Genomic DNA, 22,279 nt, shown 5'->3' on the forward strand with positions numbered 1-22,279 from the left:
GGTTAACGCTGCGGACCAGGCGGATTTCAACGGCTCGCCGTGGTGGGCAGCCGGTTGGACGCGAGAAGCGTCTACGTGCCTTGCCGTATTGCGAAAAGTTCCGTCAAAACAGCATCGGCCAGTTTTAGGGGGCTAGAACAGGTCGAATAGGAGCGGGTGTCGGGTTCTCCGGCAAACGCAAATGATCGTCGGGGTTCAATGAAAACGCACATCAATTCGGTCGCGGCAGCTGCGCGTTTCGCCACCCGCGTCGGGGCATATTTCAAGACCCGCGATTTCATCCTGCATGATGGCCGCAACCAGAAGCGCTTCCGCATCGGCGCCCGCGCCCAGGCGATGGCCGCATCGGTCGTCGGTGTCAGCATGTGTTTCTCGGCCTACGGGGTGGCGCAGGCCGCTGTCGGGGCCGCCGCGATGACCGGCATCGTCGCAACGCCGGAAGCCCCAGAAATCAAGGTCGCGCAGATGCGCCTGAGCGTCGCTCGCCTCCAGCGCGACATCGCGACGATCCGCGCGGCCGCCGAAGCCCACGCCGTTCGGGTCGATCAGCGCCAGGCATTGCTGGTCGCAGCCGTCGGCGGCAAGGCCGACGTGGCGTTGTTGTCGCAGCCCACTCCGATCGTCGATGCGAAGGCCGACGCGCTTGCCGCAGATGTCGTCGCCCCGCTCAAGAAGGTCGAAGCACAGCAGCTTGCGGCTGCCGGTGATGTGCGCCGCGTCGCAAACCAGCGCCTGTCCCGCACGGTCGCGCATCTCCGCACGCTCGGCATCAAGCCTGAGCGGTTGATCAAGCGTCAGCCGGTCGCGATGGGCGGACCGTTCGAAGCCGCCAGCAGCTCGGCTGCTGAAGCAGACCTGCGCGCCGACACGCAGTTCCGCTCGCTGTTCATGACGTGGAAGAAGCTCGATACGCTCCAGCAGGGTGCGATCGCGATCCCCGCGGCACAGCCGGTCGAGCATCTCGCCTACACCAGCAACTATGGCATCCGCTCGGACCCGTTCCGTGGCACTGCGGCGATGCACGCCGGCGTCGACATTCCCGGTCCGATGGGCACCCCGGTCTATGCCACCGCCGATGGCGTGGTCGATCGTGCCGAGCGCGCAGGCGGGTACGGCAATCTTGTCGAGCTCGATCACGGCAAGGGCATCCAGACGCGCTACGGCCATCTGTCGAAGATCCTCGTCGAGGCCGGTACGCGCGTGCATCGCGGCCAGCTGATCGCGTTGCTCGGGTCCACCGGTCGTTCGACCGGTCCGCATCTTCACTACGAAGTCCGCATCGACGGTCATGCGGTGAACCCGGTGCCGTTCCTCCAGACCGCTGATTATCTGGTCGCAGCGCAGGACAAGTCGATCCACACGATCCCGGTTTCGGTCGGTGGTCCGGCAGCAGCAGACGCGGCAGACTGAGCCGATGCCGCCGGGGCAACGGTTGCCGTTACCCCAGCAAGCGCCTATCTTTGCGTAATGGCCACCATCCTTGCTCCCGATATCGCGCTTACCCCGTCGGCTGCGGCGCGCGTCGCCACTATCGCGGCGAAACAGGGCAAGCCTGCGATCCTGCGCCTCGCCGTCGACGGCGGCGGGTGTTCCGGGTTCCAATATCGGTTCGGTTTCGCGGATGCGGTCGAGATCGACGATACGGTCGCCGAGCTGGATGGCGTCCGACTCGTGGTCGACTCGGTCAGTCTCGATCTCGTTCGGGGTGCTGCGGTCGACTACGTCGAGGATCTAGGCGGCGCGGCGTTCCGTGTGACCAATCCCAATGCGGCGTCCGGTTGCGGTTGCGGTTCCAGCTTCTCGGTGTAACGTCCGCCCCGACCAACAGGGGCCTGTCGCGTGAAGATCGTCACTTATAACATCAACGGGATCAAGGCGCGCCTGCCGCGCCTGCTGGAGTATCTTGCCGAGGAACAGCCCGATGTGGTGTGCCTGCAGGAACTCAAGACCAGCGACGAGACCTTCCCCGAAGCGGATATCCGGGCGGCGGGCTACGGCGTCGTCTGGCACGGGCAGAAGAGCTGGAACGGTGTTGCGGTGCTCGCGCGCGGGAGCGATCCGGTCGAGCGGCAGCGCGGTCTCGATGGCGAGCCGGAGGACGAGCACAGTCGCTATCTGGAAGTCGAGATCGGCGATCTGATCGTCGCCTCGATCTACCTGCCCAACGGCAACCCGCGGCCCGGCCCGAAATTCGATTACAAACTCCGCTGGATCGACCGGCTAGCCGCACGCGCGCGCGTCCTGTTGGCCGAAGAGCGTGCGGTGGTGTTGGCGGGGGATTACAACGTCATCCCCAACGACGACGATACCTATTCGGTGCGTGCGATGCAGGAAGACGCGCTGATGCAGCCGGAAAGCCGCGGCGGGTTCCGCGCGTTGGTGGCGCAAGGCTGGACGGACGCGCTGCGGACGCGGCACCCGGGGGGCGGAGTGTGGACCTTCTGGGATTATCAGGCGGGGGCGTGGCAACGCGACGCGGGGTTCCGGATCGACCATTTACTCATGAGTCCGATGGCGGCCGACCGACTGATCGACTCCGGCGTCGACAAGACCTACCGCGGCCGGGAAAAAGCGAGCGACCATGCCCCTACGTGGGTCACGCTACGGGCTGCCGCGTGAAAGCGTTGCGAGGGGTAGCGCGTGCGGCCGCGGTCATGACCGCAACCTTGCTGGCGAGTAATGCGCAGGCAGAGGACCGCGACTTTTGCCCGCAGCGCCCCGGGCTTGGCACACCCGCCTGTACCGTCGCGCCCGGCAGGGTTTCAGTCGAGACCGCGATGACCGACTGGACGCTCGACAATGGGTCGGATCAGCGCGTCGATCTTGTCGAGGTTGGCCAGACCCTCGTGCGGATCGGCGTCAGCAATACGATCGAGGCGCAGATCGGCTGGACCCCGTTCGGCCATGCCCGCACGCGCGACAAGGCGACGGGGGAGACCGATGTGGTGAATGGCGTCGGCGACGTCCAACTGGGGGCGAGGGTCAATTTCAGGAACCCGGACGGGAAAGGCCTGGCGGTTGCGGCCGAGCCGTTCGTCACGCTGCCAACCGGACGTCATGACGTTGGTGCAGGGGATTGGGGTGCCGGGTTGGTCGTGCCGGTGACGTACGACCTGACCGACACGATCAACCTCGAATCCTCCAGCGAAATCAATGCTGCGGTCAACGAGAGCGGCTCGGGGCGGCATTTCGCGGCCCTGGAAGTGGTCGGCGTCCAGGTGGCGGTGACGAAGTCGCTCAACGCCATCGTCGAGGCTGCCGTGCGCCGCGACGACGACCCGAGCGGCAAGACGACGCAAGTCTATGCGACTTCGGCGCTCGGTTGGATGGTCGGGAAAGATCTGCAGGTCGACGTGGGCGCGATCACAGGGCTCAACCATGCCGCATCGCGGATCGAACTGTTCTGGGGCGTGTCGCGCCGGTTCTGATCGGACGGCGCGCCAAGGAGTGGTGAACTCTTCCGTTTATTGGCGGAATGAACCAGACTATTACAGGCAGCTCAAAGCTAAGTCACTGTAATGACAGGGATCAAGTGTATGGCACAGTTAATGCACTAACACGCATATCGGTGCTGCTTCCGGCATCGTCATGCGGAGGATACCATGTTCAAAGTTGCAGTTTCGCTCGTCGTCGTCGCAATCGCTGCGGCCAGCCCTGCGTTCGCCAGCGAACGCTCAAAGATCGATACGGTAGCGATGACCGCCTCCGCGGCTTCGGTCGCACTGCCGACGTCCGCCACCCCTGCGCCCGTCTCGGCGCGTCAGCGCTATTGCGTCCGGGAGACCCCGACGGGGTCGCACATCCAGCGTACGACCTGCAAGACGCGTTCGCAGTGGCTTGAGGAGGAGGGGATCGATCCGATCGCAAAGTGAACGGTGCCGGCTCGCGGTCGCTGACCGCGAGCCCTGCCGCCCCTCGGTCAGTCAGAGCGTCTTTTCGTAGATCCAGTACCGCTTGTTGACGGTGCAGCCGATTGCGTCGGCAATCGATCGCATTCCCTGATTGTCCTCGAGGATCCAGCCGATCTCGCCACGTGTCGCGCCGTAATGCGCGACCGAGTCCCGCTTGATGTACTCGATCATCATGAAGGCCAGCTGGCTCGCCATGCGGGATGACTGGAGTTCCTTCAGCACGCCCATCAACGGCACGCGCATCGTCTTGACCTTCGGTTTGCGCAGGAAGAGCAGCAGCTTTGCCCAGCCGAACGGCAACAGGCTGCCCTTCAGCGGCGCGATCGCCTCGTTGAGGTCGGGCAGGGTGATCATGAACGCGACCGGGCGTCCGTCGACTTCGGCGATGCGGATCAGGTCGTTGAACACGATCGGTTTGAGCTTGACCCCGACGTCCACGATCTCGGGCGGGGTTAGCGGGACGAAACCCCAATTGTCGGACCATGCGTCGTTGAGGATGGCGAGAATAATCGCGGCCTCCTCGTCGAACTTGGTCTTGTCGACCTCACGAATCCGGATCCGCGGATTCTTTTCGCCCGATGCGATGATTCGCTGCAGAAGCGGCGGGAAGGGCACAGTGATGTCGAGTTCGTAGGTCAGCAGTTCCTTGACCTGACGATAGCCCGCATTCTCGATCCAGTCGCGATATTCGGGTTTGGCGTGGCCCATCATGATCGTCGGGGGATGATCATAGCCGTCGACCAGCAAGCCGGGCTCTTCCCATACGGACATGCTGATCGGCCCCAGCACGCGCGTCATCCCCTGATGCCGCAGCCACCCTTCGGCGGCATTGATCAGCGCGCGCCCGACGATCCCGTCTTCGGCGTCGAACAGGCCGAACTGTCCGCAACCGGGGCCGAACCCTTGTGTCGGGCTCATCGTCAGCGCGAGTGTATCGATATGCGCCGACACGCGCCCGACGACCTTGCCGTCGCGCTCCGCCAGGAACAGTTGCGCCTTGGCATGGCTGAACCAGCCGTTCTTCTCGGGCGTGATCAGGCCCAGTGCCTCACCCTTGAGCGGCGGCACCCAGTTCGGATCGTCCTTGTACAGACGGAACGGCAAGTCGACGAACCGCTTTCGGTCGGCCTTGCTGGTGATCGGACGGATCGCAATCGGGGAATGGGCCACGAGACAGTCGCCTTGTCAGAGTTGCCGTGCCCTCCCGCGCCTGCCGACCTGAGTCAAGTCGTTGCACATCCAGCCGAAACGGAGCCCCTGTTTTTGCCTAGTTCTAGCCACTATGTTCATGCAATGCCCACCTCCATGACGACCTCGCCCCTGCTGACCTCGCCCACGTCGACCTTCGATCGCCGCGCATCCGAGCGTGCGCAGGATCAGGCCTTGCCGCCGGTCCGGGTGCCGCTGTCGGCGATTACCGACGACAAGGCGATGCTGCGCGCGGTGGTCGAGTTGACGCGCGACCTGAATGCGCCGAACCCGCGGATCTACTGGACCGACCTGCTGCTGTCGGCGACGATCGGCTATGCCGGGCTTGCGGTAGCGATGACGGTGGGGTCGCTCGGCTGGGCATTGGTTGCCGCGGTGGTGGCGATCCTGGGACTGTACCGCGCGGGCATGTTCATCCACGAAGTCTCGCATATGAAGCACAGCGCGCTGCCGGGGTTCCGCACGGGGTTCAACCTCGTCGTGGGCATTCCGTTGCTGGTGCCGTCATTCATGTACGAAGGGGTCCACAACCTGCATCACGCCAAGACGCGGTATGGCACCGTCGAGGATCCCGAATATCTGCCGCTGGCGCATATGAAGCCGTGGACGCTGCCGCTGTTCCTGCTGTCATCGATCGTCGCGCCGGTCGCGCTGATGTTCCGCTATTCAGTGCTTACGCCGCTGTCGCTGGTGGTGCCGGGGATGCGCGAGACGCTGGTCGCGCGCTTCTCGTCGCTCTCGATCAACCCCCAGTTCCGCCGCCGTATGCCAGAGGGCGATGTCGCCGCGCAGTGGCGGTGGCTCGAGGGGGCGTGCAGCGTCTGGTCGATCACGCTGATCGCGCTCGTCGTGACCGGGGTGTTCCCGCTGTCCATGTTCGCGATCGCGCTCGGGGTGGCGTCGGGGGTCTACGTGCTCAATCAGGTGCGGACGCTGGTCGCGCATCTGTGGGACAATGACGGGGAGACGATGACCGTTACCGCGCAATATCTCGACACCGTCAACGTGCCGCCGCCGGCGTTGCTGCCGGTGCTGTGGGCGCCGGTCGGCCTGCGCTATCATGCGCTTCACCACCTGTTGCCGAGCGTGCCGTATCACGCGCTGAACGAGGCGCACCACCGGTTGGTCGCGACGCTGACGCCGGATTCGCCTTACCATAAGTCGAACTACGCAGGACTGCCGGGGCTGGTCGCTCGACTGGTTCGCAGCACGATGGTCCGCGCGCGCTAAGCGGCGTGGTTCCGTCGGTCTCGTGTTGAACGGCTGAGACGCACGAGCGCCCGCCCACTCCCCGCTATCGGGCGAGGGACGGGCGGGCGTTCTGCGCTTCGGCCCGATCAGTGCATGTGCTGACCGTGATGCGTCCCGTCGACCCGGAACATCGCAGTCTGGCGGGCGAGCGATTCGACTTCGTTGGTCAGCGTGCGGGCGGCGGCGGAGGTCTGCTCGACCATTGCCGCGTTCTGCTGGGTGGAATGTTCCATGCTGCCGACCGCCACCGTGATCTGCGTGATCGCCGAGGATTGCGCCAGATTGTCGGTGACCATTCCCGATAGCCGCGTGTGCACTTCTCCGACGTCGGTGGTGATCGCGACGAACGCGGCGTCGACCTTCTCCACCGCGGTGACGGCGGTGATGATGTCGGTCTGTGTCAGCGTGAGCTGGTCGCGGGCGCGCTTGGCTTCCTCTTCCGCGCGCATCGCGAGCGCGCTGACCAGATCGGCAACGACCGCGAAACCACGCCCGGCTTCGCCCGCGCGGCCTGCCTCGACCGCCGCATTCATCGCCAGCACGCGCGTCTGGAAGGCGATCTTGTCGAGTCCCTCAATCACGTCGTCGATGCCCTTGGCGCTGTCGGAGACACGCTGCATCGCCTGTTTCGCTTGGCCCGCGGTCGCCCGGCCATCGCCGACCGTCGCAATCGCCTGGTCGGCGCGGGCGACGGTCTGCCCGGCGGTTTCGGTGCTCGCCTTGATGCGATTGTCGATTTGCATCAACGCGGCAGACGATTCCTCAAGGCTGGCAGCATTGCTTTCGGTGCGCCGCGCAAGATCTTCCGATGCGGTCGAGATTTCACCCGATCCGGTGCGGATTGCGTCGGCGCTGGCACCGACTGCACCGATCGTCGTGCGCATTTTCTCCAGCGTGGCATTGTAGCTTTCTTCGAGCTTGGCGAAGCTGGCGGGCAAACCGCGCAGTTCCTGCGTCAGGTCGCCGTCGGACATCGTGGCCAAAGCCGTCCCCAGGGCGGAGATCGCCTGGTCGCGTTCGACCTGAGCTTCCTCGAAATAGAGCGAAACCGACAATTCCATGTCGAGCAGTGCGGCCTTCACGACGGCGATGCTGACCTCGACGGGGTCGGGGCCGCGAAACAGCGTCAGCAGACGCCGCCAGGGGGTCAATTCGCGGTGAAGCTCCTTGAGAAGCGATTCGATGACGATCGCATATCCACCGATGTACCAGCGCGGCTCGAGCCCGATGCGGGCGTGGACCGATCCGATCCGACGGACGCTGGTATAGAATTCGTCGTCGAACGCACCGTTCAGGATGCGCCGCCAATGCGCTTCCTGCGCGCCCTTGGCCTTTTTCATCTGGGCCTCGTCGCGGAAGAAGGCAGCTGTGTCGGGGGTGGCACGTGCGCTGTCGTAAAACCGGTCGAGCGCCGGTCCGATCAGCCGAGAGACAAGCGGCAGGACCTTGGCGAGGGTCGATCGCTGCTTGTGGTCCATCCCCATGAACGAAAGACGTTCCGACACGACTTGGTTCGACATTTGTGCGCTTCTCCGACGTAATCCCGGACCCACGAAAACGGGCGGGCTTCAGCCGTTATAGAAAGCGTGAGGTGGCGGAGGACGTTGGCGGGGGCGCTTTTTGATGCGCGATCGGCCGCGCGCGCAGTGGACAAAAAAGGGAGCGATCCTGCGATCGCTCCCCCTGTAAAGTCGGTTCGGATTGGGCAATCAGAACTTCGCCTTGAACCCCGCATACATGCGACGGCCGATCGGCTCGTAGATGCCCGAGCCCGCACCGATGCCGGTCGCGCCGAGCGGCGGGATGCGGTTGGTCAGGTTGTCGAGACCAAGGTAGAATTGCGATCCGCCCTGGATGTTGAGCGCGAAGCGCGCGTTGATGTAAACGACGTCGGGATAATAAGGGATGCTGTAGCGGTCAGCATTCTGCGCCGGACGCCCCTGGTAGCCCTTTACGTCTTCGATAAAGCCAACCGCCATCTTCGACAGATAGTTGAACTGGTAGTTCATCTCGAACGGACCAAACGCGCCGTTCAGGTTCCAGAACAGCTTGTCCCGCGGCACCGGCAGCTCGCCGAGCAGATTGTCGCCGAAGGTCGGCTGGCTCGGGTCAATGAACGCGGCATTCTCGAACTGGTGGGTGTAGATCAGGACCGAGCTTGCCTTCACAAAGCCGAAGTCATGGTTGTAGCTGAGGTTCACGTCGAGACCGCGCGTGCGCAGGCTGGCGTAGTTGAGCAGCGTCTGCTGGAGGCCACCCTCCAGAATACGATACTGTTCCTCGCCGTTCGGCCCGGTCTGACCGGCACCGACACGCTGGAACAGGCCGCAGAACTGGCCATTGGCGGTCGGCGAATCGTAGCAGCTGTTGACGATCTGCTGCGCCGACGGCGCGGTGATCACGTTGGCGACCTTGATGTTGTAATAGTCGACCGACAGCGTGAGGCCGCGCGTGAAGCGGGGCTTCAGGATGATGCCGTAGGTGTAGGAGTCCGACTTCTCGACGTTGAGGTTAGGGTTGCCGCCGCTGAGGATGCCGAGCGACTGGTTGTACAGATAGTTATAGTTGGTCGGAATGCCTGCGGCTGCGCAGTTTGCAGCACGGAACTGCGTGCCCGTCGCGATGAAGTTGGCCGAGCAGGGATCGTTGAACCCCGTCGCGAAGTTCTGGCCCTGCGGCGAGTACAGCTCCGACAGGTTCGGTGCACGGACGGCACGCGCATAGGATGCACGCAGGCTGATGTCCGGGATCGGCGAATAGTTGCCGCCGAAGTTGTACGTGTACACCGTCCCGGCGCCGCTGTTGTAATCCGAGACGCGGCCTGCCGCGTTGAAGCTCAGGTCCTCGGCAAAGCGCATGCCCTTGAGCACGGGGATCTGGATTTCGCCGTAAGCTTCCTTCACCTCGAACGCGGGTGGCGAGAAGGTCGAAAGCGCGTTGTAGAAGGTGTAACCAGCTTCGATCAGCGGATCCGGTTTGAAGGAGTTGGTTTCACGACGATACTCGCCACCGACCACGAAGCGGACCGGGCCGCCCGGCAGGTTGAAGAAGCCGCTGGTGTCACCGTTCACGAAGCCCGAGATGTCGAGCTGCGTGATCTTGCCGCGCGAGATGGTGTCCTGCAGCACATACTGCTTGGCCGCATTCGAGATGTTGCCATTGCCGAACAGGTTGACCGGCTGGCACGCTGCGATGTCCGCCGCGAGGACCGCTGCATTGCCCGCGTAATCGGTGCCAGCGCGGGCCGCATTGATCTGCGAACCGCAGACGATCTGGCCGGAGGCGTTGCGCTGGGCATCCATGCCGAGCAGGAAGCGCTGGACGTTCAGGTTGCCGAGAACGCGCGTGTCTTCGCGGAATTCGCCGTAGTTGGCAGACACTTCATAGCGCCAATCGTCGTTGAACCGGCCACGAACACCGCCGACGATGCGGTAGGTCTGACGCTTGGACTGTTCCGAACGAATGCCGAGATCGACGAGGTTCTTGCGGATCGTGAAGCGCGTCGCATCGGTGATCGTTGCCGGATCGGTGCCGCCCGCGATCAGCGCGTTGGTGATCGTCGTACGCGCACCAGCGCTCAGGTAAGGGTTGTCGAGACGCGGACGCTCGAATGCCGAGACGTCATAACCAGCCAGCGTGCCGCCGGTGATGAACGCCGGACCACCGCTGCCCTGACCGTAGGTCTCGGTGCGCGAGTATTTTGCTTCGATGAACGGGACGAGTGCATCCGAAATCTCGAAATGTCCGACGAGGTTCGCCGAATAGCGGTCGAGCGCAGGCTGAACCTGCAGCAGCTGGCCTTCACGACCCGTGTCGCCATTGCCGCCGACGAACGGCGAGCCCGATGGCGAGCTGGAGTTGGTGCCGATGCCGATGCGCGACCCGGTCTGTTGGATCAGCGAGCCATCGCGCTGGAACAGATAGTTGCACGCGAAGCGACGCCCGGCGTTATCCGTCCCGCACGCGCCCGTCGGGCTGTTGAAGGTGGCCATGCCGCCCGACGCGATCGTGCCCGAGCGAATGTCGCGGAAGAAGGTGTTGTCGGGAATGCCGTCGAAGTTCGGCAGGGTCTGGCCCGTGGCAATGCCCGCAGAATCAGTGTCGGTCACGACGAACCCGTCCACCTGCCGCAGCGCGCGGCGGTCCGAGGCGTAGACGCTGTTCTGGCGCGCATATTCGGCGTTGATCGCGATGTTGCCGCGACCTTCCGAGAAGTTTTTGCCCGCAAGCACGCTGCCGAAGAACGAGCCGGCGTCGCCATACTGGCTGATGCCGCCCTGAACGCGCGCTTCAAGGCCCTGGTAATTGTCCTTCAGCTTGAAGTTGACGATACCTGCGATCGCGTCCGACCCGTAGACGGCGGACTCACCACCGGTAACGACATCGACGCTCTCGATCAGGTCCGACGGGATCGTGTTGATGTCGACCGAGACGGCGTTGTTGAGGATGTCCGAACCGACATGGCGGCGGCCGTTGACCAGAACGAGCGTGCGCTGCGTGCCAAGGCCGCGCAGATCGAGCAGGTTGAGGCCGGCGGTGCCGAGGAAGCGGGTCGAGTTCGCCTGGCTGAACGTGCTCTGCAACTGGGGCAGGGTGTTGAGCGTGTCACCGATCGAAACACGCGACGTCGCGAGCAGTGCGGTCGGCGTAATCGTCGTGATCGGGCTGGTCGAGGTCGCATTGGGGCTGCTGATGCGCGAACCGGTGACGACGATGTCCTGCGGCGCGGCGTCGGTTTCGGTCTGTGCGGCGGGGTCCGTGCCGACAACGGTCGAGGTCTGCGTTGCAGCGCGCCCGTCGCCGCTGGTCGCCGTTTGCGCGAAGCCTACGCTCGGGAATGCGCAAAGTGCACTGACAAGCGCCGTCGCTTGCAGAAACCGGTTCGATTTCATGATGTTTCCCTGATTACTTTATACTTATCCAGGGCCCGTTAATCGTACGTTTCGGAAACTTTTGGCAAGATGCACGAACCGACTTCTCTGCCAGTCCGTAACATTTACAACCATATGTTGCAGAAACGTCACATATGGGATCGCACTGTATTCGTTACGCTATCGTTACGTGCGGCGAAGCATTCGAACCGATCTGGTTCGTCATGTGGAACTTTCCGTAATGGTTTCTCCGGTGCTTACGGTGACGCGAAGCAAAGCGGGGCCGGGCGGCTGGAAACCAAGCGGGATCGGGTCTAGGAAATTCGGGTGACAGCTTCCCAGACCCGCTTCATCGCAGCCGTCCGTGCCCGGATCGGCGACAAGGCCGTGACGACCGATTCGTCCGACATCGCGCCGTGGCTGACCGACTGGCGCGGGCGGTATCACGGCGCGAGCGCGGCGATTCTGTCGCCGGACAGCACGGAAGCCGTCGCCGCAGTGGTTGGGTTGGCGCGCGACCATGGCGTGCCGCTGGTGCCGCAGGGCGGCAACACCTCGATGGTCGGGGGGGCTACGCCGCCCGCCGATGGTTCCGCGCTGATCCTGTCGCTGCGGCGGTTGAACCGGCTACGTCGGATCGATCCCGCCGCGGGCCTTGCGGTGGCGGAGGCCGGGGTCATCCTGCAGGATCTCCACGCCGCGACCGAGGCGCAGGGCATGCGGTTCCCGTTGACCTTGGGCGCCCGCGGCAGCGCGACCGTGGGGGGGCTCGTCTCGACCAACGCCGGGGGGACGCAAGTGCTGCGTTTCGGATCGATGCGGACTCTTGTCGCAGGCCTCGAACTGGTGTTGCCGGACGGGAAGGTCCACGACGGGTTGTCCCCGCTCAAGAAGGACAACCGTGGCTATGACCTCACGCAGCTGCTTGTCGGCGCGGAGGGTACGCTGGGCATCGTCACCGCGGCAACGCTTCGTCTGGTCCCGGTCGAGGCCGACCGCGCCACCGGCTGGATCGGGGTCGACAGCCCGCACGCCGCCCTGGCGCTGTTGCGCGTACTCGAGCGGCATTCGGGCGATGCGATCGAGAGTTTCGAGCTTGTTCCCGGCGAGATCCTCGACCTCGTCCTGAAACACATCCCCGGCACGCGCGCGCCGTTGGAAACACGACATCCCTGGCTGGTCCTGATCGACTATGCGACCGATCACGTCGAGCCTGCCGCTCGCGACGCGCTCGAGCGCCTCCTGGGCCAAGCCCTAGAAGAGGGGCTCGCACGCGATGCCGTCGTTGCCGCAAACACGACGCAATCCGCGGCGTTCTGGCGGCTGCGCGACTCGATTTCGGAAGCAGAACGCGCCGAAGGGCCGACCATTGCGCACGACATCTCGGTCGCGGTCGAGACTATGCCCGACTTCATGGTCGATGCGGCAGCCGCGGTGGAGGCGGCCTATCCCGGTGTCCACGCGACGGGATTCGGGCATCTGGGCGACGGAAACGTCCATTTCCACGTCAACGCGCCCGCTGGACTCCAGCATGATCCCGTGGCCGCAGATCGTTGGCAACAGGAGGTCGGTGCGCCCGCAAGCCGAATGGTCTATGATCTCGTCGTCGCCGCAGGGGGCTCTATCTCTGCCGAACATGGCATCGGGCAAATGAAGCGCGACGCGCTCGAACGCCTGTCGTCGCCCGCGCGGATGGCCGCACTGCGCGCGATCAAGGCCGGGCTGGATCCGAACGGTCTGATGAACCCGGGAAAGCTCCTCGCCCTTGCGGAAACGCCGCGCGCGCCATAGAGCCGACGATCGTAAGGCGTGGGGGACCTGCGCGCTACTTTTACCATTGGAGACGATCATGGCCAGCGCGCCGCAAACTCTTCCGCTGTTCTACAATGCGCTCGAGCCGCTTTCCAGCGAGACGCATGCCAATTTCCGCTTCAATGCCGCGGATGCAGCACCGTTCCTCGTCAACCAGCATGCGATTCCGGTGACGGTGGACGAATTCGTCGCGACGCAGCCGTGGTTGCCGATCGTCTTCACGACGGGTGTGGATTCGATCCCGATCGCGCTGATGGGCCTCAACGAAGGCGTCAACGTGTTCGTTGGCGACGACGGCAAGCTGATCGAGGACAAGGTCTACATCCCGGCCTATATCCGCCGCTATCCGTTCATGCTCGCACGGCTTCGCCCGGATGCGCAGGACCTGTCGCTCTGCTTCGATCCCACCAGCGACACGATCGGCGCGCTCGACGAGGGCGAAGCGCTGTTCGCCGACGGCAAGCCGACCGAACTCGTCCAGAACATCCTGGGCTTCAACGAGCAGTTCGAGCAGGCCGGTGCGCGCACCGCCAATTTCATGACCGAATTGCGCGAGATGGACCTGCTGATGGACGGGGAGTTCACGCTCAACATGGCGGGCAACGACCAGCCGTTCATCTATCGCGGCTTCCAGATCGTGAACGAGGAAAAGCTCAACGACCTGCGCGGCGATCAGCTGCGCAAGATCCAGAAGTCGGGCCTGTTGCCGCTGGTCTACGCGCACCTCTTCTCGCTCACCACACTGCCGCAGATCTTCGATCGTCAGGTCAAACTCGGCAAGGCTCCGGCACCGCAGCTGGTCAACTGATTCGGGCGGGGGCATCGCCTCCGCAGACCGGGAACAAGCAACCCCGTCGCACTGCGGCGGGGTTTTTTGTCGCCTGGTTTCGGCGCGTTGCCGGATTAAAGGCATTCTTTTTCAGAAAAAATGCGGCAGGCGCAAAACTCGCTGCGATTCTTCCTTGAAGGACGAAAACCGCTTACCTATATCGGTCTTACGCGGCCTCGTGTTCCCCCCTTTCGCGGGACCGCGCGACGCTCCTCCGGGAGTGTCTCCTCCCTGAACCTTGGCCACCGCGTGTATTGCACGCGGTGGTTTTTTTATGGGGTCATTCCGCCGCGATCTGGTGCGACAGCGATCGGGCACCCATTGCCTCGACCTCGACCGCGTCGATCATCGCCCGAAGCACCCGCGCCGTGGCGCGTACGCCATCCCCCGGCAGGTCGCCTGCCGGATCAAGGTAGAGCGTTCGATCGAATTCGATTTGGATCGCGTGGATCACGCCCCCGCGCGCGTGCATGTCGAGGATGTGTGCCCCGGCATAGGGGGTGTTACGGGCGTAAGGAATGGCTGCGGCGCGCACGGTCCGCTCGATCACCGTGACGAACCGTGTATCCGCGCTACGCCCGAACCGGTCTCCCAGAACGATTTGCGGCCCGCCCGGGCCCAGGTTCGGCATCGAATGCACGTCGAGCAACACCGCGATGCCAAACCGCGCCCGCGCGGCCTGTAGCGTGTCGGCAAGCGCTGCATGGTAGGGGCGGTAATCCTCCGCGATCCGCGCCGTGACCTCGCTCGCGCTGAACCGCCTTCGCCACAACTCACCGGCACCCGCGATCCGTCGCGGAATCAGCCCGAGCCCGCCGCGAACCTTCGCCGAGGCGATCGGGGCGGCGGCGGCGCGAGCACCTTCGTCGATCGCCGGATCGCGCTCCTGCTCGCTACGGTTGAGGTCGATCCAGGCACGCGCACGACGCTGCACCAGCATCGTCTCGCGCTCGCGCGCCAGCAGGGCGACGGCATCGACGTACCGGTCCTCCAGCACGGTCGCCGCGACCAGCGGGACGCGCAACGCGGCCAACAGTGCGTCGGGATAGTCGCGTCCGGCGTGTGGCACCGATAGAACGACCGGACTGGCGGGCGTGGCGTCTCCGAACCGATCGAACGGGGGGCGTAGCGGACCTGCGGCAGGGGAATGGGAAGCAGCCATATTGACCTACAGTAGCACAGGCGCAGGGCCGATCCGGCTGGAAAATATTAAGGCCTTCGCGCATACAATACCGCAAATGCGGGCGGTTTGGCCCGGCGGAACGTACCAGGACGCAATGGCATGATCAGGATCTTGTTGGCGGAAGACGATCGCGTGATGCGCGAATATCTGACGCGCGCGCTGGAGCGTTCCGGCTATTCGGTCGCGGCGGTCGATCGCGGTACCGCCGCGATCCCGCTGTTGCAGGACGAACGGTTCGACCTGTTGCTGACCGACATCGTGATGCCCGAGATGGACGGGATTGAACTCGCGCAGAAGGCGAGCGAGATGGTGCCCGATCTGCGTGTGATGTTCATTACGGGTTTTGCCGCAGTGACGCTCAAGGCGGGCAAATCCATGCCGCAGGCGCGGGTTCTGTCCAAGCCGTTCCACCTGCGCGATCTCGTGCTCGAGGTGGATCGCATGTTCGAACTGGAACGGGTCGGCGGAAATTTTTGATTTGTCGCAAGAGATGCTTGCGCGCGGGGAAAGCCTTCGGTAAAGGCCACCCCTCGCCAGGCGCCGCCGCGGCGAAGTGGGCGTGTAGCTCAGTGGTAGAGCACTGTGTTGACATCGCAGGGGTCGCAAGTTCAATCCTTGCCACGCCCACCATTAAAGGCCCGCCAGCTCGATGAGCTGGCGGGCTTTTTTGTTGCCCCGACGTGTGGCCGGTGTTCGGCTCAAATGCATCATCATGTGCGTACCAAGATGAGTACGTAAAACACATGCTGCACAGTTCAGCTGACGCAGTCAGCAGCCTTCTCCTCCCCCGGGGGGTAGGCGAAGTATAGGGGCGCAATGTGGCTCCAACCTGTCGCAGGAAAGCCAGGAACGTTGTCAGTTGGCCGAAACTTCCAGCAGCATCAGGGACAGCAGGCGACTGTCGTCGTTGATCCCAAGATCAACCGGTCGTGCGGTAGGCAAACCGGAAATCGTGACAGACCGGAACACGCTGATTGAATCGCTGAACGGGATGAGAAGCGCAAAGCGCCCCGTATCTCCCTGAGGTTCAACATCGGTGGGCGTGGCTATTCCGTCGACCGTGACAATCAGGTTGGACACCGCCTCAGGCCCCCCAATAAGCTCGGCCACGACCCTGACGCCCGCGGAGGTGCCCGGGCGCACCCAGAACGACACGGTCTCGCCTGCACCCCACTGGAAGCCCTCTTCCTCAACACCGTGCCACGCTCCGACCGGCATTCGTCGCAGGGCATGATCGCTGAAGGGAGCGTCCAACGGCGCTAGCTGGTCCAACGTGATCCGCCAGCCGTCGGTATCGTTCGCGGATGGGTCGACCAGATCGGCCGAGATGACAACTTTGCCGTGTTGAGGATGCTCCGTTCCGCCTCTAAGTGCCACCAGCGTGCGTCCTGATGGGTCCGTAGCAATCTTTGCAGGCTCGCCCTCTACTTCGACCGTTCTGACGCGATGCGAGAGCCCCTCGAGCACAAGCACTCCGTCTGTATCGCCAGGGGGCACGCTGAACGGGATTACCATGTCCACCGTACCCACGGGCTTGTATGGGGTTCGGGGGAACTGGTCGGCAAGACTGATGGTGCGAGTAGGCAACAGGGTCAGGACCACCGTCGCGTTGACGGTTCGAATGCGGAGCATTCTTGTCACGAACTCGGGAGCGTTGCGCTTCGACCGTGCAGCCAACGCTAGGTTCAATGGATCCGACACCCCCAGAAGGGCGGACGGCACGCGTACGCTGACCAGGGTAACCCCGGGCTCGATAGAATGAGACGTAATGAGCTCGTTGTTCACAAATACGTCAATGACAGTTGGATTTGCGGCAGCGGGATCGACATTGATGAGAAGATCGATGATCGCCTCTTCCGCCAAGCGCAGACGTGCCGTGCCGGTAACGAAGACGAGCAGTCCATCTACGGAGGCCACACCCTCCGGCAAAACCTTCCCCAATTGCACAAAGGCAGCCAAGGCGACGACCCATTGGTCGGGCGTAATTGATCGACGTGCTGGATTGTCGGCCAACATCCGCGCCATATCAAGCGTGACCGGAATACCAAGCATGGAGCGAATGTCAGGCTGAGTGCTAAACAGACGTGCTGCGTCGCTAGCGTTCCGCTGCGCTTCGAAAATAAACGCACTAAGCCCAATACCCAAACGACGAACGTCGGGTGAACCAAGTTTAAGGTCGCAAACGCGATGAAGAAGATCCGTTTCAATCACGATGCGTACTACGCCATCGTCTTCCAGAGCACGGCTGGGCACGACAACGCGGCCAATCGACTGATCCATCTCAAGTTTGCCGAAATCCGGACCGAACACGATCGAGCCGCATGCCACGCCGTTGACGGAGACACGATAAATGCACTTTTCATTGGGTTGTTTGAGAACGCGCGCAAGAAGTGTAAGCGCCATGTCCCCTGCGGGTCTCCCGGCAAGATAGAAGGCAATAGTGGATCGCCGGTTGCCTGACCAGACGCCCCATGGTTCAGTAGGATACCAACCATCCTCGAGGAAGCGCGACGCCGGAAGATTGTTCATCGCCGCGATGGTACCAGCAAGATACTGGTCCAGCACCGGCTTGCGCGTCTCTGCGTTCAGCACATGGACGATGTCATTCGTTGTTTGTGCCCAACTTGTCATGACAAATCCCGCACGAATCTCCGCCTCTCGTGACGTACGCGAGGAGGTTGAGCGTGCATAATGCTCAATCAGCGCAGCCCACGCCGACCTGTCCATTGGCGGCAGCAAGTCCGTTACTGCTGGCGCAATCTCAGGCATGGAGGATATGGCCGACGCCAGGCAGATTTTGCCTCGCGACAGGCTTTCGCCGACGGGCAGGCCCCATCCTTCGTACAGCGACGGGTAAACCGTGAACAGGCTTTGCTCGTACAACCGAGCAAGCAGTGCATCGTCAACGTCCTCGAGAATGTGAACATGTGTGTTGACGCGGCTATCCTCCCGGAACGCGCGGGCTGCGTCCTGCCCATTCCAGGATACGCCACCGACGATAAGGAGATGCGGAGTGGCATTTCCCATGCGTTCGCGCAGCATGACCCAAACATCATAAAGCAGGCCGTAGTTCTTTCGAACGTGGATCGCCCCGACGGCAAGAACGAATGGACGGCCGAACAGCCAATCACGGTCGGATAAAGCGGCAGGGTTGATCGCGCTTTCTTCAAAGCCGCCAATCTCGTCTGCCAGTCGGATTTTTCCTAACAGCGGGGTGTCAACTTCCTGCGCTAAGCAAAAGCGATCGACGTCCCGTCCGGTACTATCCGAATAGATCAGAATTCGGTCAGCATGAGAAACTATAGTCCGGCAATTTGCTGTCCAGCTGTGGGCGTACCCCTCGTTGTACCAATGCGGGAAAAGGTACGGGGTAAGGTCGTGCATGAGCACGTTGAGTCGGAGTCCGAGTTTGCGTGCAAAGCTAACGATGGACGTGGCATATGTCGGATTCTGCATCCAGCTGCTCCCGACTGTAATTATTTCGGAGAAGCCGTTGAAATCAGAAGACACAGGCGGGTTTAAAGGGTTTGTGCGGAGAAGTTTGACAAAGCTACCGATTGATCCAAGCTCGACAACCGCGTGGGGAACCTCAACAAAGTTGCAGAGGTCGAAATAAACTACAAAGCGTACCGTGATGTCGTTGCGTGTAAGCAGTGCGCGCGCAATTGCGCACTCGACCCGGACAATGCCGGAGAACGTGTCCGGATTATTTGCCCAAGTCGTGATGTCGAATACAATGCCAGTCGCAGCGGGCGAGGGTGCCAAAACGGATTGCGCCACGGGCAAGACTGCGTCGGTATCGCTGGTGACGACAGCTTCATAAACTGCTCGCGTAGCCATCGCATGGGTGGACCAGTCGTTGTGTTCGCGAACCAATAGACGCAATGCGGTTCGAGCGCTCTCGTTTCGCGGCGTTTCCCATGCTCGAACGATCTCGTTGCGTATGGATGCCATGCTTGCGGGATTGCAGTATGCAGCATGATGACCGAAATACTCAATTTCTGCGGAACGGTCTGACAGCACCATGGGAACACCGGCGGCGGCGGCCTCCAAGGCGGCAAGTGGGGCACCTTCCGCCCAACTGGGAAGCGCAAAGACACGCGCGCCGGCGATCGCCGAGGGAAGCAGAGACGAAGTTGGGTCGATCCGCCCAATAACGTGTAGATTGGGCCCCCCGAAGTGGCGTATCAACTCGGCATACTCCTCTTCGGCTTCGTGGCCGATGAGAACGAGCGGAAGCCCTGTCGACGCCAGCGCAGCGGCCAGCATGAGCTGGTTCTTGCGGTGTTCTATTCGCCCAACACATAAGACATAGTCGCCCAGACCATATGTGGTCCGAAACAAATCAGGATCAGCCTTATCGTAGCGTCCCACGTCGACGGGATTGCGGACGAGAAACGGGTTGGTGGCGGGAGCGCCTGCCACGCGCTCGAATAGTTCGCGTTCCTTTACGCTCAGAAAAATGGTGGCGGAGCTGATCTTATTGATTGCCGTGAGCGCCGCTGTGTATCCCGGTACAAAATCGGTCGGCTCCGCCACGCGCTGACGGTATGCGGTAAATGCGTCGTCGACGTGCGCTTCCGCAATCTGCGAATGACTCGCCGCGCGAAACGCCCGGAGCAGGTCGACCTGCCAGAATGGTGCTTCGCTCAGATCAAGCAGGATCGGCGAGAAAACAAATGGTAGGTTCAGCCGTTCGACTTGGCGGGCCATGCGATAGGCATCCGTGGGTGCCCATATATTGAAGCCGTGCACAACATCGGCTGCGGCAACCGCGGCATTAATGCGGTTGTTGGCGGTAGCGTGTAAGCCAAGCTTGACCAGTTCGTCTCTGGTGCGTGGTACTCGAACACTCGGTCCTCCCAACGCGGTATCTTCTGCGCCATGCGTCAGCAGCGCAACCGAGCTAATATTTGTATGGGACAATGACATAGGTAACGAATGGGTTTCTGTAGGTGCCAGCGTTGCAAAAAGTTCGTCATGTGATTGTGCCCAACTTTGCCAAGTCATGTCAACGACATGGTCCCGCAACGCGAACCGCTCGGCGCGAAGCCGTTCCAGGACCGCTCGCAGCGACGCCGCATTGCCTCGCTCGAACGGAATGTGCGGAAATTCCGCCGCCCAGCCGACATCGGATGCGATCACCGGAACGCCGCTGGCTAACGCTTCCAACACACTCATCGGGCCGCCTTCGTTGGTAGCAGGCACCAGGACATAGTCCATTGATCGGTAGAATTCAGGGAGCGCTTCGGGCGCGATATGCAGCCCGGGGGCGGGCCATCCGTCGCCGGTAAAATGCCAATCGATATCGGGTACGTTCATTGCTGCGCGGACCAACGCTTCGCCCTTGCGACCGGTATGGTACGTCCGGCCTACGACGGCGATCTTCAGCCGCGGCCGGAACCGATCGAGGTCAATCCCCGGACAAATGCACTTGCGTTTGACCACGCCCAACGCTTCGACGAGGCGATCGGTAGCGTTCGACATCGATACGGCATAGTCGACGGCTTTCGCAGCTTCGTCAAAACGACGACTTGCGTTCGGTTCGTCTTCACGATGTGTGAACAGTGCGAGTTCGACCGGGGAAACGCGCTTAGTCCGTGCGCTGTAGGTCATATAATATTGCAGTGCCGCCGTTGGATCCGCGCTGGTGTCTGCCGTCACATACGGAAGCGTATCAACCAGATGGCGGGCAAGCTCTTCAATAATCCAATTGCGGTCGCTCAGAACAATATGGACGTGAGGTCGTTCTGCCGCGGCAATACCAACTGGTTTCTGAAGCAAGCTATTGTCCCCCTGTGATGCAGTCTAAAAAAGACCGTCACGAAATGTAACGCTGATTACATAACTGGAACAAACTGCTGAAAAGATGGCAGTTTTAGCCAAACCAAAGCGAGTAAGGATCAGGAAGGTCAGATCAGAGAGCGCTATGGTATGTTCGAATGGCAAAAATATACGCTGAACGAACCATGAGTGTCCACCGTACGGCGGAAATGCAAGTAATATATTGTATTATCCGTACTATCGCAGTGGATCTTACGGTAGTTTTATCCGCCAGTTGACGGCGTCGAGCTGGTCAGAAACCATAAGGGTGTAACGTAGAATCCAGAAATGGAGGCATTTTTCTTTATCAGAAATTAACGGAACGCAAGATTGAACCGGATCAGTTCATCCGACCGTAACCCTTGCAGGCAGCTGCCATCCGGTATTCGACCGAATGGCAGCGGTGTCGCAGCGGGCGTTGCCTAGGGTCAGGACTCATAACCACCAGGTGACGGCTGCCACGAGGTAGATCGCGCCGAGGAAGTTTGTGGCAAGCTTGTCGTAGCGAGTGGCGATGCGACGATAATCCTTGAGGCGGCAGAACATGCGCTCGACCGCGTTTCGGCCTTTGTAGAGCGAGCGCGAGAAGCAGCTTTTCCAGCGCCGGTTCGCCTTGGAGGGGATGTTGGGCACGGCACCCTGGCGCTCGATCAGGTCGCGGGTCGCGTTGCTGTCATATGCCTTGTCCGCCAAGACGATGGTGCGCGGCGCGAGATCGTCGAGCAGGACATCTGCAGCACGGCAGTCGGCGACGTTGCCGCCGGTCAGCAGGAAGCGGAGCGGGCGACCTTCGCCGTCGGTGAGCGCGTGGAGCTTGCTGTTGCGGCCACCTCGGCTGATCCCGATCGCTTGGACGAGCGCCCCCCTTTTCCGCCGCCCGCCGAGCGGTGCGCCTTCATATGTGTGCTGTCGATCAGGACCTCGGCAGGCGGTCCACCCGCTGCCGCCAGCGTGACGAATATCTCTTGCCAGATGCCGTTCGCCGCCCACCGCACGAACCGGTTGTACAGCGTCCTTCTCGGACCGTAGCAGGCCGGTGCATCGACCCAGCGACCGCCCGATCTCACCACGTGGATGATGCCGCTGATCACACGCCGGTCATCAACCCGCGCGACCCCTCGAACCTTGTCCGGCAGCAACGGCCGAAGCCGCTCGAACTGCTCTTCACTCAACCAGAACTCGCTCAAACCCACGCTCCTGCTGTCGCCGAGCCTGAATCACATTCGCGCCGTCAAGGGAATTCGGTTTATGGGTCCTGACCCTAGTCTTCGGCCTCGCCATCGCTGCCGTTGATAGCAATATTTCTTACCCCACAAATACAATACCATCCGAGATTAAATCAAGCTGCCAATCCTGTGTACACTACGTTACGTAGCTTCAACGACTCGTA

The 22,279-nt window shown here is 62.2% G+C and carries 15 protein-coding genes and 1 tRNA gene; 10 read left to right on the top strand and 6 right to left on the bottom strand.

The annotated features are described in order from the left end of the window. The first annotated feature begins 198 nt into the window (after window positions 1-198). From ABIC17_RS12050 to ABIC17_RS12070, 5 genes are all read left to right on the top strand, one after another. Window positions 199-1,410: a M23 family metallopeptidase gene (locus ABIC17_RS12050; RefSeq protein ID WP_354282053.1), complete on the top strand. Its 1,212-nt coding sequence runs from the start codon at window positions 199-201 to the stop codon at window positions 1,408-1,410. Between the two features lie 57 nt (window positions 1,411-1,467). Continuing rightward, on the top strand, window positions 1,468-1,809 hold the full coding sequence (erpA, locus tag ABIC17_RS12055; protein WP_354282054.1) for an iron-sulfur cluster insertion protein ErpA: 342 nt from the start codon (window positions 1,468-1,470) through the stop codon (window positions 1,807-1,809). Window positions 1,810-1,839: 30 nt separating this feature from the next. Further along, window positions 1,840-2,619: an exodeoxyribonuclease III gene (locus ABIC17_RS12060; RefSeq protein WP_354282055.1), complete on the top strand. Its 780-nt coding sequence runs from the start codon at window positions 1,840-1,842 to the stop codon at window positions 2,617-2,619. Window positions 2,620-2,654: 35 nt separating this feature from the next. Next, entirely contained in the window at window positions 2,655-3,428 is a 774-nt protein-coding gene (locus tag ABIC17_RS12065; protein ID WP_354282056.1) for a transporter, read from the top strand. 174 nt (window positions 3,429-3,602) lie between these two features. After that, window positions 3,603-3,872, top strand: a complete 270-nt coding sequence (locus ABIC17_RS12070) for a hypothetical protein (protein ID WP_354282057.1) — start codon at window positions 3,603-3,605, stop codon at window positions 3,870-3,872. 51 nt (window positions 3,873-3,923) lie between these two features. Here the strand turns inward: ABIC17_RS12070 and ABIC17_RS12075 are convergent, their stop codons facing one another. Next, the gene (locus tag ABIC17_RS12075) at window positions 3,924-5,081 is read right to left on the bottom strand and encodes a GNAT family protein (RefSeq protein WP_354282058.1); all 1,158 of its coding nucleotides are present in this window, start codon (window positions 5,079-5,081) and stop codon (window positions 3,924-3,926) included. Between the two features lie 135 nt (window positions 5,082-5,216). Between ABIC17_RS12075 and ABIC17_RS12080 the strand changes: the two genes are divergently transcribed. Continuing rightward, window positions 5,217-6,350 carry a fatty acid desaturase family protein gene (locus ABIC17_RS12080; protein WP_354282059.1) on the top strand — a complete coding sequence of 378 codons (1,134 nt, stop codon included), beginning with the start codon at window positions 5,217-5,219 and terminating at the stop codon, window positions 6,348-6,350. A 107-nt stretch (window positions 6,351-6,457) separates the two neighbouring features. Here ABIC17_RS12080 and ABIC17_RS12085 read toward each other — a convergent pair whose 3' ends face one another. After that, window positions 6,458-7,891 carry a protoglobin domain-containing protein gene (locus ABIC17_RS12085; RefSeq protein ID WP_354282060.1) on the bottom strand — a complete coding sequence of 478 codons (1,434 nt, stop codon included), beginning with the start codon at window positions 7,889-7,891 and terminating at the stop codon, window positions 6,458-6,460. Between the two features lie 189 nt (window positions 7,892-8,080). Further along, window positions 8,081-11,263 (bottom strand): TonB-dependent receptor domain-containing protein, encoded by a 3,183-nt coding sequence (locus tag ABIC17_RS12090; RefSeq protein ID WP_354282061.1) that lies wholly within the window; start codon window positions 11,261-11,263, stop codon window positions 8,081-8,083. Between the two features lie 306 nt (window positions 11,264-11,569). On the opposite strand from ABIC17_RS12090, the gene ABIC17_RS12095 reads away from it, so the two are divergent. Together ABIC17_RS12095 and ABIC17_RS12100 are read left to right on the top strand one after the other, a co-directional pair. Further along, complete coding sequence (locus ABIC17_RS12095; protein WP_502958457.1) at window positions 11,570-13,033, top strand: FAD-binding oxidoreductase; 1,464 nt, start codon at window positions 11,570-11,572, stop codon at window positions 13,031-13,033. A gap of 58 nt (window positions 13,034-13,091) precedes the next feature. Further along, the gene (locus ABIC17_RS12100) at window positions 13,092-13,862 is read left to right on the top strand and encodes a SapC family protein (RefSeq protein WP_354282062.1); all 771 of its coding nucleotides are present in this window, start codon (window positions 13,092-13,094) and stop codon (window positions 13,860-13,862) included. A 301-nt stretch (window positions 13,863-14,163) separates the two neighbouring features. On the opposite strand, the gene ABIC17_RS12105 is transcribed toward ABIC17_RS12100, so the two are convergent. Next, on the bottom strand, window positions 14,164-15,045 hold the full coding sequence (locus tag ABIC17_RS12105) for an N-formylglutamate amidohydrolase (protein ID WP_354282063.1): 882 nt from the start codon (window positions 15,043-15,045) through the stop codon (window positions 14,164-14,166). A gap of 120 nt (window positions 15,046-15,165) precedes the next feature. On the opposite strand from ABIC17_RS12105, the gene cpdR reads away from it, so the two are divergent. Then, on the top strand, window positions 15,166-15,543 hold the full coding sequence (gene cpdR, locus ABIC17_RS12110) for a cell cycle two-component system response regulator CpdR (RefSeq protein ID WP_354282064.1): 378 nt from the start codon (window positions 15,166-15,168) through the stop codon (window positions 15,541-15,543). A 78-nt stretch (window positions 15,544-15,621) separates the two neighbouring features. Beyond that, window positions 15,622-15,696, top strand: a tRNA-Val gene (locus ABIC17_RS12115). 225 nt (window positions 15,697-15,921) lie between these two features. Here the strand turns inward: ABIC17_RS12115 and ABIC17_RS12120 are convergent. Continuing rightward, on the bottom strand, window positions 15,922-20,850 hold the full coding sequence (locus ABIC17_RS12120) for a glycosyltransferase (protein WP_354282065.1): 4,929 nt from the start codon (window positions 20,848-20,850) through the stop codon (window positions 15,922-15,924). A 474-nt stretch (window positions 20,851-21,324) separates the two neighbouring features. Further along, window positions 21,325-22,076, bottom strand: a protein-coding gene (locus tag ABIC17_RS12125; protein WP_354282066.1) for an IS5 family transposase whose coding sequence is annotated in 2 segments (ribosomal slippage) — window positions 21,325-21,743 and window positions 21,743-22,076 — 753 coding nt in all. Because the reading frame shifts where the segments join, the coding sequence is not laid out codon by codon here. Window positions 22,077-22,279: the final 203 nt, after the last annotated feature.

This window comes from Sphingomonas sp. PvP056, assembly GCF_040549155.1.
In the GTDB taxonomy this organism is placed as follows: Bacteria; Pseudomonadota; Alphaproteobacteria; order Sphingomonadales; family Sphingomonadaceae; genus Sphingomonas.

Excerpts from the sequence above, each read along its gene's own strand:
- ABIC17_RS12050 (WP_354282053.1), top strand. The coding sequence starts at position 199 with ATGAAAACGCACATCAATTCGGTCGCGGCAGCTGCGCGTTTCGCCACC.
- ABIC17_RS12100 (WP_354282062.1), top strand. The coding sequence starts at position 13,092 with ATGGCCAGCGCGCCGCAAACTCTTCCGCTGTTCTACAATGCGCTCGAG.
- ABIC17_RS12070 (WP_354282057.1), top strand. The coding sequence starts at position 3,603 with ATGTTCAAAGTTGCAGTTTCGCTCGTCGTCGTCGCAATCGCTGCGGCC.
- ABIC17_RS12105 (WP_354282063.1), bottom strand. The coding sequence starts at position 15,045 with ATGGCTGCTTCCCATTCCCCTGCCGCAGGTCCGCTACGCCCCCCGTTC.
- ABIC17_RS12085 (WP_354282060.1), bottom strand. The coding sequence starts at position 7,891 with ATGTCGAACCAAGTCGTGTCGGAACGTCTTTCGTTCATGGGGATGGAC.
- ABIC17_RS12080 (WP_354282059.1), top strand. The coding sequence starts at position 5,217 with ATGACGACCTCGCCCCTGCTGACCTCGCCCACGTCGACCTTCGATCGC.
- ABIC17_RS12065 (WP_354282056.1), top strand. The coding sequence starts at position 2,655 with ATGACCGCAACCTTGCTGGCGAGTAATGCGCAGGCAGAGGACCGCGAC.
- cpdR (WP_354282064.1), top strand. The coding sequence starts at position 15,166 with ATGATCAGGATCTTGTTGGCGGAAGACGATCGCGTGATGCGCGAATAT.
- erpA (WP_354282054.1), top strand. The coding sequence starts at position 1,468 with ATGGCCACCATCCTTGCTCCCGATATCGCGCTTACCCCGTCGGCTGCG.
- ABIC17_RS12090 (WP_354282061.1), bottom strand. The coding sequence starts at position 11,263 with ATGAAATCGAACCGGTTTCTGCAAGCGACGGCGCTTGTCAGTGCACTT.